The organism is Streptomyces sp. NPDC008079, from assembly GCF_042957385.1.
In the GTDB taxonomy this organism is placed as follows: Bacteria; Actinomycetota; Actinomycetes; order Streptomycetales; family Streptomycetaceae; genus Actinacidiphila.
The window spans coordinates 825,255-843,797 of record NZ_JBIBIC010000001.1 but is presented as its reverse complement, the minus strand read 5'-3'; the positions used below and the strand labels follow the sequence as shown (position 1 = coordinate 843,797).

General features: G+C 72.7%; 11 protein-coding genes. 3 read left to right on the top strand and 8 right to left on the bottom strand.

The window, feature by feature from the left end; genetic code table 11:
- Positions 1-18 precede the first annotated feature (18 nt).
- The gene (locus tag ACFZAM_RS03660) at positions 19-909 is read left to right on the top strand and encodes a serine hydrolase (protein ID WP_355336455.1); all 891 of its coding nucleotides are present in this window, start codon (positions 19-21) and stop codon (positions 907-909) included.
- Between the two features lie 138 nt (positions 910-1,047).
- Here ACFZAM_RS03660 and ACFZAM_RS03655 read toward each other — a convergent pair whose 3' ends face one another.
- Together ACFZAM_RS03655 and ACFZAM_RS03650 are read right to left on the bottom strand one after the other, a co-directional pair.
- Positions 1,048-3,312 (bottom strand): YncE family protein, encoded by a 2,265-nt coding sequence (locus ACFZAM_RS03655; RefSeq protein ID WP_391042394.1) that lies wholly within the window; start codon positions 3,310-3,312, stop codon positions 1,048-1,050.
- A 342-nt stretch (positions 3,313-3,654) separates the two neighbouring features.
- On the bottom strand, positions 3,655-4,248 hold the full coding sequence (locus tag ACFZAM_RS03650; protein WP_355336457.1) for a snapalysin family zinc-dependent metalloprotease: 594 nt from the start codon (positions 4,246-4,248) through the stop codon (positions 3,655-3,657).
- A 444-nt stretch (positions 4,249-4,692) separates the two neighbouring features.
- Between ACFZAM_RS03650 and ACFZAM_RS03645 the strand changes: the two genes are divergently transcribed.
- Positions 4,693-5,295 carry a nitroreductase family protein gene (locus tag ACFZAM_RS03645; RefSeq protein WP_355336458.1) on the top strand — a complete coding sequence of 201 codons (603 nt, stop codon included), beginning with the start codon at positions 4,693-4,695 and terminating at the stop codon, positions 5,293-5,295.
- A 94-nt stretch (positions 5,296-5,389) separates the two neighbouring features.
- Here the strand turns inward: ACFZAM_RS03645 and ACFZAM_RS03640 are convergent, their stop codons facing one another.
- From ACFZAM_RS03640 to ACFZAM_RS03620, 5 genes are all read right to left on the bottom strand, one after another.
- The gene (locus ACFZAM_RS03640) at positions 5,390-8,092 is read right to left on the bottom strand and encodes a PA14 domain-containing protein (RefSeq protein WP_391042391.1); all 2,703 of its coding nucleotides are present in this window, start codon (positions 8,090-8,092) and stop codon (positions 5,390-5,392) included.
- A gap of 433 nt (positions 8,093-8,525) precedes the next feature.
- On the bottom strand, positions 8,526-11,105 hold the full coding sequence (pepN, locus tag ACFZAM_RS03635; protein ID WP_391042389.1) for an aminopeptidase N: 2,580 nt from the start codon (positions 11,103-11,105) through the stop codon (positions 8,526-8,528).
- A 184-nt stretch (positions 11,106-11,289) separates the two neighbouring features.
- The gene (locus tag ACFZAM_RS03630) at positions 11,290-11,859 is read right to left on the bottom strand and encodes a DUF664 domain-containing protein (RefSeq protein WP_391043528.1); all 570 of its coding nucleotides are present in this window, start codon (positions 11,857-11,859) and stop codon (positions 11,290-11,292) included.
- A 143-nt stretch (positions 11,860-12,002) separates the two neighbouring features.
- Positions 12,003-16,022 (bottom strand): hypothetical protein, encoded by a 4,020-nt coding sequence (locus tag ACFZAM_RS03625; RefSeq protein WP_391042387.1) that lies wholly within the window; start codon positions 16,020-16,022, stop codon positions 12,003-12,005.
- Positions 16,019-16,600 (bottom strand): hypothetical protein, encoded by a 582-nt coding sequence (locus ACFZAM_RS03620; RefSeq protein WP_391042385.1) that lies wholly within the window; start codon positions 16,598-16,600, stop codon positions 16,019-16,021. The genes ACFZAM_RS03625 and ACFZAM_RS03620 overlap by 4 nt, the downstream gene beginning before the upstream one ends.
- Before the next feature lie 102 nt (positions 16,601-16,702).
- Here ACFZAM_RS03620 and ACFZAM_RS03615 point away from each other — a divergent pair, with 102 nt between their 5' ends.
- Complete coding sequence (locus tag ACFZAM_RS03615; protein ID WP_391042383.1) at positions 16,703-17,284, top strand: tetratricopeptide repeat protein; 582 nt, start codon at positions 16,703-16,705, stop codon at positions 17,282-17,284.
- An 83-nt stretch (positions 17,285-17,367) separates the two neighbouring features.
- On the opposite strand, the gene ACFZAM_RS03610 is transcribed toward ACFZAM_RS03615, so the two are convergent.
- The gene (locus tag ACFZAM_RS03610; RefSeq protein ID WP_391042381.1) at positions 17,368-18,495 is read right to left on the bottom strand and encodes a M20/M25/M40 family metallo-hydrolase; all 1,128 of its coding nucleotides are present in this window, start codon (positions 18,493-18,495) and stop codon (positions 17,368-17,370) included.
- Between the last annotated feature and the right edge of the window lie 48 nt (positions 18,496-18,543).

The window sequence follows — 18,543 nt, the reverse complement described above, 5'->3', positions numbered from 1 at the left end:
GCATTTGGAGCAATCAACGTGATAACCGGCAGCAAGGCCATTCGTCGTACGTCCGTGGTGGCCGTCACCGCGGGCGCCGTACTGACCGTCGGAGCGCTCGGCTCCACGGCCCAGGCGGCGACGCCCGCGCCGCCCCCGATCGTGGCCAAGGGCGGCTACGTGATGAACAACTCGACGGGCACGACCTACTACACCAAGACCGCCGACACCAAGCGGTCCACCGGCTCCACCACGAAGATCATGACCTTCGAGGTGGTGCTGCGGCAGAAGAAGCTCAACCTGAACGCCAAGGTCACCGTCCAGAAGGCGTACAGCGACTACATCGTCAGCAAGAACGCCTCCTCGGCGCGCCTGATCGTCGGCGACAAGGTCACCGTGCGGCAGCTCCTGTACGGGATGATGCTGCCGTCCGGCTGCGACGCGGCGTACGCGCTGGCCGACAAGTACGGCGTGGGCTCCACGCGCGCCGCGCGGGTCAAGCAGTTCGTCGGCCAGATGAACTCCACCGCCAAGGCGCTGGGCCTGAAGAACACCCACTTCGACTCCTTCGACGGAATCGGCAACGGGAACAACTACTCGACGCCGCGCGACCTGACGAAGCTCGCGAGCACCGCCATGAAGAGCGCCGACTTCCGCTCGGTGGTGAAGACCCGCTCCATCAAGACCAAGGCCACCACCAAGAGCAACGGCTACCGCTACTACACCTGGACCAACACCAATACGCTGCTGGGCAGTTACAGCGGCGCGATCGGCCTCAAGACGGGCTCGGGCCCGCAGGCCGGCTACTGCCTCGTCTTCGCCGCCACCCGCGGCAACCGCACCGTGATCGGGACCGTCCTGTCGTCCAGCTCGGTGAACCAGCGGGCGACGGACGCCAAGAAGCTGATGGACTACGCCTTCAAGCGCTGACGCGCCAGTTCGACGAGAGCCCTTGACGAAAGGGCCCGCTGATCAAGAGGCCCCCTGACGAAGGGGCGCTGACGAAAAGGCCCCGCTCGCCGTCTCCGGTGAGCGGGGCCTTCGTCCGTACGGCGCGGGCGGGCGCCGTCAGTTGGTGTAGTACAGGTACTTCCACCCCGTGGACGTCGTGGTGTTCAGGCGGTCGCCCGAGGAGCCCTTGACGTACACCGCGCGGACGCGGGCCCGGATGCCGGACTCGCCGGGTCCCGCGAGCCCCACCCGCGAGGTGCCGGTGATCGCCAGCCGGAAGTACTCGCTGCCGGAGGAGTACCAGCGGCCCTTGTAGTAGACCTGGAGGTCCAGGCGCTGCGAGCGGCCGTTGGCGTACGTCATGTGCGTGGTGAACAGCGCGGACTTCTTCTTGTGGAACCAGTAGTACGAGGTCGAACCGACCTTGCCCTTGCCGTAGTTGCCGGACACGGCCAGCGAGACACTGACCTGCGTGCCGACCGAGCGGGCCACCGACTTCGGCGCGGAGACGGCGTCACCGGCGAACGAGGCCCAGAAGGTGGTGTTGCGGCTGAGCCGGTAGGTCACCTTCAGGTCGCCCGCCGCGTTGACCTTCGCGGACTTCACCAACTTCTTCTGCCCGCCCGCCGGTTGGGCCCAGATCGAGAGCACGCGGCTCTTGCCGGTCTTGCCCAGGTGCCCGGTGACGGTGGCGGTGGACCCGTAGGCGTACGTGGCGCGGTTGGTCTTCACGCTCGCCGCGGTGGCCAGGCGCGAGACCTGGACGACGCGCTTGCCGGAGCCGGCGGTGTGCGTGGCGTCGCCCGCGTACGTGGCGGTGTACGTGACGCCGCCGCCGGTGGTCGGGGTGTCGGTGAAGCTGAACGTGCCGTTGGCCGCGACCGACTTGGCGCCGAGGGACGTGCCCTTGGGGGAGGTGAGGTCGGTACGCGTCACCGTGACCTTGGCGCCCGCGGGGAACGCCGTGGTGGCGGTCAGCTTGCCGCTGACCGTGATCTTCGTGGCGCGCTTGGCGGTCGACGGGGCGCTGACCGTGACGGCGGTGACCGACTTGGTGGGGTCGGTCAGCACGCGCAGGGTCGGGTGCTGGCCGTAGACGTCGGCCGTGACCGCGAACAGGCGGCTGCTGTCGGGCGCCCACGCGAGGCCGCCCGCCACCAGGGCGGAGGCGGTGCCGGGGTTTCCGACGACGCCGAAGTCGTAGGTGCGGACGCGGTGGTCGGAGCGCGGGCGGAAGATGTAGACGTCCGGCTCGTAGGCGCCGTCGATGCCCGCCGCGATCGTCCCGTCGGGGGCGACCGCCACCGCGTTCGGGTACGCCTCGGTGGTGTAGCGGCCGTCGTCGGCCAAGTCGGATGTCCGGTACGCCTGTTGGAAGTACGGGGCGCCGCTGGCGACCAGCACCTGCTTGCCGTCCGCGGACAGCGCGATGTCCTGCATGTTCCCCGCGTTGTTGGCGTTCCACCGGTACGCCTGGGGCTCGGCGTGCCCCGACGACACGTTGTAGACCTGGAGCTCCATCGGGCTCTGGACGGGTGTCCCGGCCGCCACCACGTCCGGGTTACCGGGCGAGGAGGCGAGCATCGGGGCGGTGCTCCAGGTGTGGGGGCCGCCCTGGCCGAGGGTGACGACGGCGCCGTTGGTGGTCCGGGTGGGGGTGTCGGCGGCGAAGGGGGCGGGGGGCGCCGGGGTGGTGGCGTCCGGGGTCGGGGAGGTGGTGACCGGCGGGTCCGAGGGCGAGTCCGTTGGCGTGTCGGACGGGGTGTCGGTCGGGGTATCGGTCGGCGTGTCCGACGGTGTGTCCGACGGGCTGGGGCTCGGGGCCGTGGTGTCCGTCGGGGTCGGAGTCGGGGCGTCCGTCGGAGGAGTCGTGGGCGGGGTCGTCGGCGGTGGAGTCGTCGGCGGGGTCGTCGGGTCGGTCTCCGGGTCGAGGTCCAGGGAGCCGAGGTCGGCGGACCCGTCCGCCGCGTATCCGAACCAGATCGTGTGCCTGGTCATCGCCAGGTGGCGCGGGGCGACACCGAGCGGGTAGCGGGCCGTCTCGCGCAGGGTGGCCGTGTCGATCGCCGAGATCGCGTCGGCCTTCGGGAGCGCCACGTACACCGTCGAGGAGTCCGCGGACAGCACGAGCCCGGCAGCGCCCGGCTCTGAGGTGATCTGGGCGACCGTCTTGCCGTTGTAGTCGGCGACGACGACCTTGTTGTCGGTCGTGCTGATGAAGACGCGCCGGTGCGCGCCGTCGACCACCATGTCGGAGTACGAGGTGATCGGCAGGGTGGCCGCGCTGTCGGCGGCGGCCGGTTCGGCCGCGACCCCGAGCAGGGACGCGGTCGCGAGCAGGACGGACAGAGCCGTCCCGCCCGCCACATGACGGGTGAGCAAAGTGGGTTCCCCCCAGGAACACGTGCGGGGCCGGACGTCCTCCGGCACGATGCGGGCGCGCCGCCGAGCGCGGGTTCCGATGCGGACCCGGCCTGCTCGCGGCGCTGACCATGAGCACGATAGGGCACGGCTGTGACAGCGGGCCATCGTATTGGGGCGGCCCGCCGATCCGTCACGGCGCCTTGTCCCCGCGGTGGCCGTACCGTGCCCGATTCGGTCCCTGGGCTCCTACAACCTTCCGGCCGCGCGTGCCTTGGGGCCGGACGCGCGGTACGGAGCCCGTGCCCGTACCGCGCGTCCGGTGGCAGGTCAGCGCTGAACGCCGGTAGCGCTGCACGTCGGTCAGCGCTGAGCGGTGGACGCCGAGGGGGACCAGATGTCGATCACGATCTGCTGCCGCTCGGGGCGGACCGCCGCCGCGCGGCCCGCGTAGTTGCGGTCGACCTGGGCCGCCTCCGCCGCGTTCGGCTTGGCGTTGAGGCACGCCGTGCCGGGGCCGTGCCCCGACATCAACTCCGAGCACGGGCCGCTGTAGTGGTCGAGGAGCCCGAGGATGTGTCCCGTCTCGTGCGCGGCGATCCGGGTCACGTCGTACCCCTCGTTGACCGCCTCCTGCCCCAACTGCACCTGTCCCCTGCTGCCTCCCGGCACGATCGGCCCCAACGTCGTCTGCGGCCACCCGCTGGTCGCCTTGTACACGAAGTTCGCCGAGCCCGCTGAACTGGCCGCTTGCAGCCGCACGTTGTGCACCGCGCTGTTCCAGTTCTGCACCCCCTGCGTGATCGCCGCCGCCCACTGCCCCGCCTGGCTGGCGTCATAGGTCAAGGTGACGACCGCCGTCGCCGCCTTCGGTTCGGCCTGCGCCGAAGCGACCCCGGACGCGGTGCCCACCATGGCCGGAATCAGCGCCGCCACAGCGACTATTCGCGTGATCATGAGACTCACCCACCTCCTCAGAACCAGTTGCCCCGCAGTCCCCCAGGGCACCACGCCCCCATCCCCCACCACAAGTACCCGTTTCCCGCCCTTTCCCCGCCATCCCACCCCAAGCCCCGGACGTGACCGCGTGGCTCCGCCCTCGGCCGCGGTGCGCGCCCGGGCGTCGGGGCGGGCTCATCCCCACCAATTACGACAAGGTCACAATGCCGGGACTTTTCCGGTCACCCCCGCCGAGGTGCGGGACGCCCTCCAACGCTACGCGGGACAGCACCTGGTGGAGTTCACCGAGGAGCCCGAGGCGCTGGAATGGCGGGCCAGCTCCTCCCGGTGACCACGGCCGGGGGCGGACGGGTGCCGCGGGTGCCGCGGGGCGGGGGCGGACGGGCGCCGCGGGTGCCGCGGGTGCCGCGGGGCGGGGGCGGCGTGGCAGCATCTGGGGGTATGGAATTCTCCGAGGTCGTCCGCCGTCGACGCATGATCCGGCACTACTCCGACAAGCCGTTGGCCCCCGAGGTGACCGAGCGGATTCTGGCGTCGGCGCTACGGGCGCCCTCGGCCGGTTTCTCGCAGGGGTGGGCGTTCCTCGCGCTGACCGACGCGGCCGACCGTGCGCGGTTCTGGCCCTTCGTGCCCACGCGGGTCGAGAACACGCCGACCATGCAGGACGCGCCCCTGGTCGTGGTGCCCCTGGCCCACAAGGCGACGTACCTCGAACGGTACGCGGAGCCGGACAAGGGCTGGGAGGACCGCGCCGAGGCGCGCTGGCCCGCGCCGTACTGGTACATCGACACGGGGATGGCCTCGCTGCTCATGCTGCTGAGCGCCGTGGACGAGGGCCTGGGCGCCTGCTTCTTCGGCATCATGCCCGAGCATCTCCAGCCGTTCCGGGACGAGTTCGGCGTCCCCGACGCGTACGCGCCGCTCGGCGGCATCACCATCGGCTACCGCGCCGACGACCTTCCCCCGCAGAGCCCCCGCACCCGCGACCGCCGCCGCGACCCCCGAGAGGTCGTCCACCGCGGCCAGTGGGGCCGCCACGCCTGAGGTCGCTCGCGGAAGCGGCCCGCCGCCTGTGAAAGAGCCCTCGCGGGCGACCCGGGGTGCGGGCCGCCAGCGAGGGCTCGGGGAGGGAGCGGGGTCAGCCGGTGGTGCCTGCCGCGGCGCCGGCGGCGATGAGCCTGCGGTTGATGTCCCGGACGGGGCCCGGTTGGACCTTGAGGACTTCGCGGTCGTACGTGATGAGGCCGTTCAACTCGCCCTCGACGTCGCTGATCTGGGTGTAGACCGAGCCGGAGAGGTCGGTGGAGGCGTCGGGGACGAGAAGAGCGGTGTTGGCGACGTACGCCTTGGTGAGCTCCTCGATGGTGGGGACGTCACCGTAGTTCTGGCCGCCGGAGACGCCGAGGATGTGGCCGGGCACGGTGAGGGAGTAGCCGCCGTGCTCGCCGTCGACGGCGGCGCGGGTGGCGTCGGGGGCCGGGGAGGCGGGACCGTGGTAGAGGTGGTAGTCGATCAGGTCACCTCGGCCCGAATCGCCCTTTGAGGCGCAGCAGTTGACGCCGGAGGCGGGGTCGACCAGGCGGCTCGGGTCCTGTTGCTTGACCGAGTCGGCGAGGGTGCCGGTGGCTTCCTTGGTCTTCTCGCCCCAACCCTCGTTCGTCATGGTCCAGATGACGATGGACGGGCTGCTGATGTGCTGGTCGACGATCTCGTGGACCTGGCTGGTGAAGGCCGCGTCGCTGGCCGGGGTGGAGTCCGGGCCGGTGTTGCGGCTCGGCATGTCCTGCCAGACCATCAGGCCGAGCTTGTCCGCCCAGTAGTACCAGCGGGCGGGTTCGACCTTGATGTGCTTGCGCACCGCGTTGAAGCCGAGCTGCTTGTGCAGTTCGAGGTCGGACTTGAGGGCCGCGTCGGTCGGCGCGGTGTAGATGCCGTCGGGCCAGAACCCCTGGTCGAGGGTGGCCAGGACGAACGTCGGCTTCCCGTTGAGCTCGATCTTGTTCACGCCGCCGACCTTGCCGACCGAGATCGACCGCATGCCGAAGTAGGAGCCGACGGTGTCGATCGAGCGGCCGTTGGTGAGCGTGACCTGGAGGTTGTACAGGTACGGGTGGTCGGGGCTCCACAGCTCCGGGTGCGGTATGCGCAGCCGCAGTTCGGCGCCCGCGCGGCCGACGGCCGCGCCGACGGGCTTGTGGCCCGCGTACGCGACGGCGGCCACCAGCGAGGAGGACGACGTACCGGCCGCGGGACGCACCGTGACGGACAGCGTGCCGTCCTTCACGTTCGGCGTCAGGACGAGGGAGTCGATGCTCGCGGCGGCCACCGGCTCCAGCCACACCGTCTGCCAGATTCCGGAGGTCGGGGTGTACCAGATGCCGCTGGGGCTGCGCGACTGCTTGCCGACGGGCGTGCCGTCGTCGGTGGTGTCCTTCACCTTCAGCAGGACGGTCTGCGGCCCGCCGCGGGTGAGCGCGTCGGTGACGTCGGCAGTGAACGCCTCGTATCCGCCCACGTGGTGGGCGACCTGGCGGCCGTTGACGTACACCCACGTCTCGTAGTCGACGGCGCCGAAGTTCAGGTGCAGGCGCTGGCCCGAGCCGATCCGCCAGTTGGCGGGTACGGAGAAGGTGCGCTGGTACAGCGACCAGTCGTGGTGCTCGGCGACGCCGGACAGCGGCGCCTCCATCGGGTACGGCACCAGGATCTTGCCGCTCAGTTTCGACGTGGGCAGCGGCGCGCTCTCCGAGGTGCCCTGGAACTGCCACGTCCCGTTGAGGTTCTGCCACTTGTCCCGCGTCAACTGCGGCCGGGGGTAGTCCGGGAGCACGTGGGACGGGTCGACGTCCTTGGCGTACTTGCTGGCGAAGTACCAGGTGGAGTTGTTGGTCGCCAGACCCGAGAAGAGCGGTACGGGACCGGCGGACGTCGTCAGGCCGCCGAGGCCGTCGTAGCTGATCCGCACATCGGAGTGCAGGGAGACCGGCGTGTCCGACTCCCCCGCCGTGAGCAGGAGTTGGGAGCTGTTCGCCGGGTTCACGGAGACGCCCGGCGTCCACCGGCCCGCGCCCGCGATCACCGCGAGGTGCTTGGTGATGTCGGACGGCACCGCGGTGACCGGGCCCGCCAACTGCACCGTGGCGGTCTTCCCCGAGGGGGCGACCACGGCGTTCACGTCGGACGGCGTGTAGCCGACCGGCAGATGCAGCGCCGCGTCCGGGATCGCCTGGCGGGCGATGCCGGGACCCGACCACTCCGTCTTGATGTACGCGCCGCCGTTGCCCTGGTTGTAGTCGAACGCCAACTGATGGGCGCCGGCGGTCAAGGTGACCGGCTCGGACGTCGTCTGCACGTCCCAGTCGGTCGTCCAGTGGTCGATCACGCTCGACCCGTCGAGCGACATCCGGAAGCCGTTGTCACCCTTGATGTAGAAGGTGTACGTGCCGTCGGCCGGGACGTCGAGCTGGCCCGTCCAGTGCACGGCGACGTTCTCCGTCGAGCCCGCGTAGCCGCGCAGCGTGGGGATCAGGTCGGGCACGTTCAAGGACGGCTCGACCGCGGTGCTGCTGTACTGCGCGAAGTCGAGCGAGGTGGCGTCGGTACTCAGGTAGTAGTCGCCGCGCAGACCTTGAGCGGTGTCGGCCGGAGCGGCGGACGCCCCGGCGGTGGACGAGGCCGGTGCGGCGGCCGGGGCCGCGCCCGCCGCGGCCGGGGTCAGCAGCGCCGCGCCCAGTATCAGCGGCACCAGTGCGGTCAGCCGGGCCGTCCGGGACAGCCGGGACGACCCGGTCGTGCCCGCCGCTCGGCGGCTGTTCGTTGTGCGGGATATGCCTGATCTCACTGCGGATACACCTCTCCGTAAGAGAACTCGGCGTCCAGGAAGCGGGTGAGGACGTGCGGCTCCACGACAGCGCCTTGGGGGCCCTGCCGACTTTCCAACGTTAGAAATCTGGACCGGGAGCATGAAACCAGCAGGCTTCAGCGCCGTCCACCCTCCGCGCAAAGTTTGTGAAAAATCGAGCGGCCCGATCACACCAGGCATGACTCACCACATGGGGCACAGGGGAGGCACGGGGGGTGCGGACTGCGAAGGCGCGCGGGCACACGAGGGCCGCACCGGGGTCCTCCGGCCCGGCACCTTCCCCGCCGGAGGCCGTCTCCGTGCACCTCGCGGCTCTTTGCATCGTTAGAAAAAATGAGAAAAGGCGCCGTTAAAGGGGGAAGCGGAACGCCGCCCTCAGGTCAGGGGCGGGCCGCGCTCGGCAGGGCCGCGCTCAGACCCGGTGCGCGAGGGCGCGGCGGAGGTCGTCCAGGCCGTCGGCGAGCTGGCGGCGCATGGACGGGACCAGATCGGTACGGGCGAGGCATTCCTCGGCCGCGCGTACGGTGTCGGCGTCGGCCGCACCGGCCGGGAACAGCGCCCGGCTCAGCGCCTGGACCACCGCGCCGCCGCGCTCACCGGCCGCCGGAAGCCGCTCGAAGTACGCCTGTACATAAGCCCGTTGGACCTCCGGCGTGCCCGAGCGCCAGAAGCCCTCGGCGGTCGCGACGAGCTGATGAATGGTCAGCTCGCCCGGGGCGAAGAGCAGGTGCCAGGCGCGTTCCTTGGCGGCGTCGTCCGGGAGCGCGGCGCGGGCCCGGGCCGCGCCCACCTCGCTGACGTTGCCGGGGTCGGCCGCCAGCTCGGCCGCGATCCGCTCCTCGTCGGCCGCCCCTGCCACCGCCAGCCGGGCCAGCGCCGACCAGCGCAGATCGGCGTCGAAGGCGATGCCGTCCGGCACGTCGTCACCCGCCAACCAGCCCTCAAGCTCGCTGAGTTGCGCGTCGCCGGACGCGGTGGCGACGGCGGTGCGCAGGGCGGCCAGCCGCAGACCCCTGCCCGTGGCCGCGGCCGGGCGGGCCAGGACGGTACGGGCGGTGTCGCCGAGCCGGGCGAGCGCGGCGGGCCGGTCGGCGGGGGCGAGATAGCGGCCGATGACGTGGTCGGCGGCGAAGGCCAGCACCGCCTCGACGACGCAGTCCGAGGTCTCGCCCGGCAGGTGCGCGGCGACCAGGTCCAGATACGCGGCGGCCGATGTCTCGGCGCCGCGCGTCAGGTCGCGGAGGTGTTCCCACAGGACCGCGCGGGCCAGTTCGTCCGTGACGGCCGACAGCGAGGCGGCGACGGTGGCCGCGGAGTGCGCGTCCAGGCGCAGCCGCGCCCAGGTGAAGTCGCCGTCGTTGGGCAGCAGCAGGGCGGGGCGCGGGGCGCCTGCCAGTTCGGACAGCGGCGTACGGCCGCCCGGCGCGACCTCGACGTCCAACTGTCGGCGCGGGACGACCGCCGCGCCGTCCCGGTCGTACACGCCGACGCGTACGCGGTGCGGGCGGGTTCCGTCGTTGACGAGGACGGCGGAGGTCAGGACGCCGGGCACCGCGCCGGGCACCGTATCCACGTCGGCCTCAGCCTCAGGCTCGACGTCGGCCTCGGCCTTGACATCGGCCTCGGCCTCGACCTCGATGCGCAGCGTGTCCACGCCGGTCGTCCGCAGCCAGTCGTCGGCCCAGCCGGACACGTCCGGTCCCTGTGCGCCCGCCGGGCCGGCGGGGAGGGCGAGCGCGGCGAGGAAGTCCCGGAGATCCGCGTTGCCCCAACGGTGCGCGGCGAAGTACCTGTTGAGCCCGGCGAAGAACGCCTCGTCGCCCATCCAGTGCACGAGTTGGTGCAGTGCGGACGCGCCCTTGGCGTACGAGATGCCGTCGAAGGCGGACAGCGCCTCGGCCGCGGACTCCGCTCCGGTGGCGGCGACCGGGTGGGTGGTGGGGCGCTCGTCGGCGTCGTAACCCCAGCTCTTGCGGCGGGAGAAGAGCGTCCAGGCGCTGTCGTAGCGGGTGGACTCCGCGGCGATGCGGTAGCCGAGCACCTCGGCGAAGGACTCGTTGAGCCATACGTCCTCCCACCAGGCCAGGGTGACGAGGTTGCCGAACCACATGTGGGACATCTCGTGGCACACCACGACGGCCCGCAGCGCGCGCTGCGTGTCGGTCGGCGCGGACCGGAACAGCATCTCGTCCTGGAAGAGGACACAGGCCGGATTCTCCATCGCGGCCCAGTTGAGCTCGGGCATGAACACCTGGTCGTAGCCGCCGAAGGGGTAGCGCTCCTCGAAGAACCCGTGCAGCCGGTCGAAGCTCGCTCGGGTCACCGCGAACAAGTCCGCCGCCTCGCGGTCGAGTTCGGCGGCGAGCGAGCGGCGCGCGTACAAGCCGAGCGGGATGCCGTCGTGTTCGGCGCGGACCGCGTACAGCGGCCCGGCGGCCACGGCGACCAGGTAGCAGGAGATCGGGCCGACCGGCGCGATCTCCCAGCGGCCGTCCTTGAGTTGGGACGACGCGCCGTTGCCGACCACCGTCCAGCCCTCGGGCGCGGTCACGGTGAAGGTGAACGGCGCCTTCAGGTCCGGCTGGTCGAAGCAGGCGAAGAGCTTCGAGGCCAGGTCGGGCGCGCACGCCGAGTACACGTAGACGGCACCGTCCGCCGGGTCGGTGAAGCGGTGCAGCCCTTCCGCCGTACGCGAGTACGCCATGTCGGCCTCGACCAGCAGCTCGTTGTCCGCCGCCAGGTCCGCCAACTCCAGCCGGTTGTCGACGTGTCGCGCGAGGTCGAGCGGCCTGCCGTTCAACTCGGCGCGCAGCAGCGTCTCCGGCTGGATCTCCACGAAGGTCGACGCGCCCGGCTCCGCGCAGCCGAACCGGATCGTGGTCGTACTGCGGAAGAGACGGTCGCCGCGCGTGACGTCCAGGGCCACGGCGTACGACCGGACGTCGAGCAGGGCGGCGCGGGCTGCGGCTTCGGTGCGGAGGAGGGATCCCATCTACGGCATGCTGTCCCAGGTCCGCACGGCGGACAACAGATTTGGGGGCGGTGCGGTTGCGCCGAGCGCGAAGCCGGGGCGGCCGGCCCCGAGGCAGACCCCCACGGCCCGAACCCCCGTACCGCGCACGGCCCCGTACTCCCGTTGTCCGCGTACTCCCGTGTCCCCGTACCGCGTACGCCACTCAGCCCATGGTCTTGGCGCCGTCCAACGACTCGCGGATGATGTCCGCGTGACCGGCGTGCTGCGCGGTCTCGGCGATGAGGTGCAGCAGCACCCGCCGCGCCGACCAGAGAGCGCCCGGCTCGAACCAGGGTGCCTTCGGGAGCGGTTGGGAGGCGTCCAAGTCGGGCAGTGCCGCGACCAGTTCGTCGGTCATGCGGGCCTGCTCCTCGTACTCCTCCAGCACCCCGGCCAGTGTCTCGCCGGGCAGCAGACGGAATTCGTCGGTCCGCCGCTGCCAGTCGGCCTCGGTCATGGCCGTCGCGTCCCCGATCGCCGACGGGCCCGCCACGATGAAGTCCGTCCAGGCCCGTTCGCCTCCGGTCAGGTGCTTGATCAGGCCGCCCAGACACAGCTCGCTGACGGTCGTCCGCTGCCGCGCCTGCTCGTCCGTGAGGCCCCGCGTGGTGACGCGCAGGAAGTACCGGTGCTGGGCGAGCATCGCCAGCAGGTCCGCCCGCTCATCGGTGACGGCCCCGGCGGCCTCCTCCGCAGCCTTCGCCGCCGTGCTCTCCGCCGCGTTCACCGTCATGGTCTCGCTCATGATCCACGCCCTTCGCAGTGCTCCTCGGTCCCCCGTTGATCACCACCCTAGGAGCCGTTGCGGTCAGCTTCTGTCCGCGATGACGCGTCTCCGTCCGTTCGGTGTTCGCGCTGGTCAGAGCCCATTCGGCGCTAGATGATTCCGGGGCGGGGCCGGGCGCCGAGGGTGTGGGCGAGGCGGAGGAGGTCGCGGTGGCGGGGGTCGGCGGCGGTCGCGCGGGCGAGGACGTCGAGCTGCGGGGCGTCGAGGGCGGCGAGGGGGCGCTGGAGGAGCGCGCCGGGGTGCTGGAGGTCGTGGACTCTGCTGATCCAGTCGAAGGAGCGGCGGCGCGCCAGGGCCGTGACATCGAGCTGGCCGTAGTAGACGACGTGGCGCCCGCCGGGTGAGGTGATCACGGCCTTGAGGTGGCCGGGGTCGCCGACGAAGGCGGCCGGGGCGGCGACCGGTGCGAGACCGTCGGCCGGGTCGAAGAAGTGCACGCGGTCCTCGGAGCCCGCCTGGCCGCCGGCCACGCCCCACTGCGGCACGGCGAAGAGTCCGGACAGCCGTACGGTGTCGCGGTGGGCGACCGGCGTCAGCTCGGTGCCGTCCAACTGCCAGAGCATCAGGCCGCCTTGGTGACCCGCCGTCATGAGCAGGTCGTCGTCGGCGAAGACCAGCTCCGACACCGGCGCGTGGTACCGGGGCACGGCGCCCACGGCCAGCACCCTGCTGAGCGTGGCGTCGGTGGCGATGATCCGGCCGCCGTCGGACAGGACGAGGCGGTCGCCGCGGGGCGTCACCGCCATCCGGTTGTCGTAACCGAGGCCCCACGCCTCCAGGTTGACCTGTTCGAGCCGCCCGTTGGGGCCGAGCGTGAGCGCCGCGGGATGGAGCGCGAGGGTGGCCACGCAGCCGCGGGCGGTGGAAGCCAGCCGCGTTCCCAGGAGTTGGGCGCCCTGCGCGAGGACCGTCGTGCCGTCCGGGCCGTGGCGGACGAGTTCCGTGCCCGCGTCGCGTCCGGCCCGCCGCCGGACCGCGATCACCTCGGTGGCGCTCAGGCAGGCCAGGGTGCTGTGGCAGGCGGGGCCTTCGTACAGGACGGTCCGCCGGGCGGGGTCGAGTCCCGCCTCCGGGCCGGACTCCGGTCCCGAGCCGAGGTGCTTCCGTCCCGAGCCGAGGTGCTCCGGCCCTGAGGCGAGGTGCTCCGGCCCCGAGCCGAGGTGCTTCCGTCCCGAGCCGAGGTCGAGGGTCTCGATCCGCTCGGTCGCCTCCGCGTCCCCCCGCTCCGGCACGTAGTCGATCGGGACCAGGGCCAGCACGTCGCCGCCGTGGGAGAAGGCGGAGAACGAGGGCGAGAAGAAGATCAGGTCGTCGGGCAGCGGGCGGGTGGCGGCCTTCGCGGCCTCGGCGATCAGCGCCTCGGCCTTGCGGGGCGAGGTCTCGCGCAGCCAGGCCAGCAGTTCCTGGTCCGAGCGGGACGCGGGCAGCCAGCCGCGCCGGGGAACGCGGCGCGCGAGCCGTACCGCCTCGGCCAGGGGCGCGGCGCAGATCCGTTCCCAGTACGCGGGCCAGTCCCGCGCGTCCGCGAGCCGCGCCGCCTCCGCGCCGAATGCGGCGGCTGGCGGGGACGGCCGGGGCAGGAACTCCGGCTGCCAGCCGTGGACGGTGACGGTGGCGGCCGGGACCGTGTACGTATCCCTCAGCTCGACGCGCCGGGAGCGGGCGTCGGCCTCCGGGTCCTGCGCCAGGCCCGCCGACCGCCGCGCGTCGTTCTGCGCGTGCAACGCGCCCACGAGCTCCATCTCGTACGTGGCGGGCGCCTTTTCGACGAGCCGCCGCAGGATCGCGATCGCCTCCTCGCCCACCTCCATGGCCTCGCGGGGGCGGCGCGCGTCGAGGAGGGCGGAGTGCAGCAGCCTCAGCGCGGTGACACAAGCCTCCTCGTAGTGCCGGGAGTTGGCCCGGGCGAGGCGGCGGTTGATCGCGGCCACCTCCTCCGCCACCTCGACGGCCTCGTCGTGCCGTCCCTCGGCGGTCAGTTGCCGTCCCAGCAGGGACAGCGACCTGCCGAGCGGCGTGTCCTCGACCTGCTCGCCCTCGGCCACCAACTCCCGGCTCAGGGCGACCCCTTCGCGCAGCGCGTCGGCGCCTGCCGGGGGACGGAAGGTCAGCGTCGCGCCGTTGACCAGGGCGATGGCCAGCCCCCTGCGGTACGACGGATCGCGCGCGGCGACGGTCCGATACGTGCGCGTGGCCCGCTCGTTGGCGCGGTACGCGTCCTCCCAGCGACCGGCCGCCTCCAGCCGCGTACTGAGATTGGCCAGCGCGGTGGCCAGGTGGGGGGTGTACGCGGACACGTAGTCCGTCACCGGACCGGACGACGCGTCGTCGGGCCGGTCCTCGGCGACCAGCCGCTCGAAGAGGTCCACGACCCGCTGCTGGGTGCTCAGCGACTCCTCCAACCGGCCCAGCGAGACGAGGTGGTTGGCGACATTGGTCAGGGCGCGGCCGACGTGCTCCTCGTACCGCCGGGGGTCGGTCGCGGCCAGCTCGGCGAAGAGGTCCGCGCCGCGCCGCGTGGCCCGCAGCGCCTCCTCCGTACGGCCCAGGTCGTCCAGGTTGTTGCCGTGGTTGACGTGCAGCCCGGCTCGCGCGTCCACGTCGTCCGCCGCCGCCAGCCGGTGCTCGAAAAGCCGTACCAGCAGCGCCGCCCGACCCACCGTCAGGTCCGCGGGCACCGGTTCCGGCAGCTCGGCGGCGACGTCTTCGAGGAGGTCGGGCCCGATGTCCGGCAGACCTGCCAGGGCGGTGAGCGCGGCGCCCCCGGCCGCGACGCCGAGCGCGGGCTCGGCGGCCAACAGCGGGTAGAGGCACGTGCGTCCGACGTGCGGCCAGCGGCCCGCGGCCGTGGCGAGCGCTGTGACCGGCCGGGCGGGACCGCCGCAGCGGCGCAGTACGGTCGCCGCCGTTTCCGGGGCCCAGGGCTGCGCGGGGTAGTCGGCCGGGTGGCCCGGCAGGGTGAGGGCGACGAAGTCCTCTGCCAGGCGGTCGGGATAGAGCGGTTCGAGTACGGTGTCGGCCGCTTCCTCGGGCGGCGGGTAGCACACCGCGTGATCGGCGAGGACGGTCGGCGGCGGGTGGCCGAGGCGTAACTCGTCCACCAGGAGCGTGCCGCGGGCGGTGGGCTGCGCGCCGCCCAGCGAGGCGGCGAAGACCACCTGGTTCATCACGGCGGGCGGGACGGTGACGCGGCCCGGTGTCCCGTGCAGCAGCGTCCAGCCCAACTGCTCGCGGTCGAGGAGGTAGACGGTCAGTCCGGCCAGGTCCTCCGGGGCGCGGCGGCCGGTGGCCTCGGCGTCCACCGCCACGAGCGCGGCCATGTGGACGGCGAGTGTGAGGCCGAAGTCGGGCGGCCGTAAGTCGGGTTGGCGGTCCGGCGGGGGGATGCCGTATCGGGCGGCGAAGCCGTCGCGCGCCGCGCGGAACATCGGGCCGCGGTCGTCGCGGCGCGGGTCACCGGCCCGTCGCCGGAAGCCCTCCTCCATGTCCAGCGGGCCCAACGCCTGCGTGGAGACGTCGACTTGCTCATTGCTCAGAGCGGCGCGCAGCGCGGGCCAGGGGTCGGTGCTCCGCGCCAGGAGCAGGACGCGGGTCGGGACGTCCGGCCGGTGCAGCAGCGCGTTGCTGAACAGCCACGTCAGGCTGGTCAGCGCCCAGCGGTCGGCGTAGTCGACCAGGAGCAGCAGTCCCGCCGCGTCGTCCAGCCGCAGATCCTGGCTGCCCTGCGGCGGCAGTACGGTGCCCGGTCCCTCGACCGCGGTGACCACTTTCCAGCCCTGATCGGCGAGTTGCCCCGCGAGCTGCTGGGCGAGGCGGGTCTTGCCCTGGCCGCCGGGCGCGTGCAGCCAGCGGGCCGCGCGCCGCGGGCCGTCCGCGCACCAGGCGTGCAGGGAGGCCAGTTCGGTGTCGCGGCCGGTGAAGGGGGCCACGGCGTAACGGGCGTTGAGCATCCGGCTGGGCTGCTGGGCCAGCCACTCAGCCGCGGGCTCCGGGGCCGGGGACCACTGCCTGAGGAGGTAGAGGGGGGTGCCGTCGCCGAAGACGTGGATGTCCGCGCCGATGGCGCCGTAGGCGAAGCCGCCGACCGCGGTGACATTCTGGCTGGTCACGTCATGGGTCCGCCGTCGCGGCGGGCACCGGGTGCCTGGCCGTCGGGCGCTGGGGCGTCGGGCGCGTCGGCATGGGGCGTCGGGGTGACGGGGTCGGTGCTCGGGGTGACGGGGCTCGGGGCCACGCCTCCGGCGCTCGGGGTGACGGGGCCTGCCGCCGGGGCCTCGTGGATGATCACGTTGCCGTTCTGGACGCCGAAGGCGCGGGCGTTGTCGTGTGCCTCGACGTTCTGGTGGTACCGCACCCACTGCTGCTCGGAACCCGGCAGCTCGGCCTCCAGCCGTACCGTCAACTCCCGGATGGCCTCGGCCGCCTCGGGGTTGTCCCGCAGGAACTGCTCCAGGCGCAGCCGCCAGCCCGGCTGCAAGCTCTCCCTGGCCGCCCCCGCGTCGTCCGCCGCCACCACCAGCGCGGCCTCGCTGTCCAACTGCGCCGCCAGCGCGGCCGGTTCGTGCTCACCGCCGCGACGCAGCACCCGCAGGATTCCCGTACGCGCCGTCTGCCACGCGTCCGTGGCCATCGCGGCGACCAGCGTCGTGGACGCGGCTGCGGCAAGCGTCGCCAGGGATTCGATCATCGGCTTCCTTCCGCGGCGTGGCCAGGTGCTTCCATCGTGCCACCGAACCGCCCGGCGGTTAGGCTTGTTGGTCACGCCCGCGCGGCGAGGGAGGGGGCAGCCATGGGGAACGGCTCGACCCGCAGGCGGCTGCACCGGCAGGTCCGTACGGCCCGCGCCCTGTTCGACGAGGGCGCCCTCGAAGAGGCCGAAGCCCTGCTCCGCAGCCTCATGCCCGACTGCGACGACGCCTTCGGCGGCGACCACCGCGAGTCGATCGGCCTCCGCAATCTGCTGGGCTCCGTCCTCTACCAGCAGGGCAAGCTCGGCGCCTCCGCCGCCCTGCACGGCGAGGCCATGGCCCGCGCCGCCCGCGTCCTCGGGTCCGACGACCCCGCCACGCTCGGTTACGCCCACAACTACGGTGCGGCCCTGGCCGTCCAGGGCCGCACCTCCGACGCCGTATCCGTCCTCGACGACACCCTCCAGCGCCGCGTCCGCCGCCTCGGCGACGCCCACGAGGACACCCTGACCACCGCCAACACCCTCGGCGCCACGCTCTTCACCGCCGGTGCCCGCTCCGACGGCCTCACCCTCCTCCGCCGAGCCCACGCCTCCGCCCAACGCCTCCCCCCGAGCCATCCGCTCCGCGAGGACGTCGCCCGCAATCTGGCGATCGCCCAACGCAACGCGGGCAGTTGGTAGCAGCCTCCCCGCGCGAACCGAGAGCAGCCGGGCGGGGGGCGGTGGGCCGTCCGTGGAGGCCGCGCGGGACGGCGGCGCCGGGGTCAGGGGTGGAGGGTGCGGGTGACGAGGGCGGCGAGGAGGCGGGTGCGGGGGATGATTTCGCAGGTGAGGACGTGTTCGGTGGAGGCGTGGGCGCCGGTGCCGACGGCGCCCAGACCGTCGAGCGTGGGGCAGCCGACGGCGGCCGTGTAGTTGCCGTCTGAGGCGCCGCCGACGGGGAGGCCGCGCAATGGGGGGCGGCCCGAGGCGGCGGTGAGGGCGGCGGCGAGCGCGAAGAGGTCGGCGGAGGAGGCGGGTTCCATCGGGGGGCGGCGGGGGCCGCCGCGAAGGGAGAGCCGGGCGCCGGGGGTACGGGCGGTGAGGCCGCGCATGAGGACGTCGATACGGTCCTGCGCGGCACGCGTCGGCGCGCGGACGTCGACGGAGACGACGGCCTGGGCCGGAACGGTGTTACGGGTGCTGCCCGCCGACAGCAGGGTGGGGGTGACGGTCGATGTGCCCAACTCCGATTCCCGCGACGCCAATTCGGCCAGCTCCAGCACCTGGTGAGCGGCCTCGACCGCCGCGTTGACCCCCTTCTCCGGCTCCAGTCCCGCGTGCGCGGCGCGGCCGTGCACCACCACCTCGTAGCGTGACGTCCCTTTGCGCGCCGTCTTGAGCGCGCCGGTCCCGTCCGCCGACGCCTCGAGGACGAAGGCCGCCGCGCACCCCCGCGCGGTCTCCTCGATCAGCGCGCGGGAGGTCGGGGAGCCGACCTCCTCGTCACCGTTGACCAGCACGCAGACGCCGTCGAGGGACGGCAGCGAGGCGAGCGCGTGGAACATCTGCACCAGCCCGGCCTTCATGTCCAGGACGCCGGGGCCGCGCGCGATCCCGTCCGTCACCGACCAGGGGTGGGTGGCGAGCGTGCCGGCCGGCCAGACGGTGTCGTGGTGCCCGACGAGCAGGACGCGCGGAGTGCCGAAGGCCCACCGCAGGTGCGGTACGCCGTCGCTCACGACGGTCTCCGGCGCGGCGCCGAGCAGGCGGGCGCCCAGCGCGCCGACCACGTCGGCGCTGCGCGCGAGTGCGACGTGGTCGGCGGAGAAGGACTCGCAGACGACCAGCTCCTCAACGTCGGACAGCATCTCCCGCAAGGAGATAGGGGGTTCGGACTTCGGCTGCGCCATGGCGACTCCCGCGTCAGAGGGAACGGGCTCAGGTCCGGTCGGACCAGG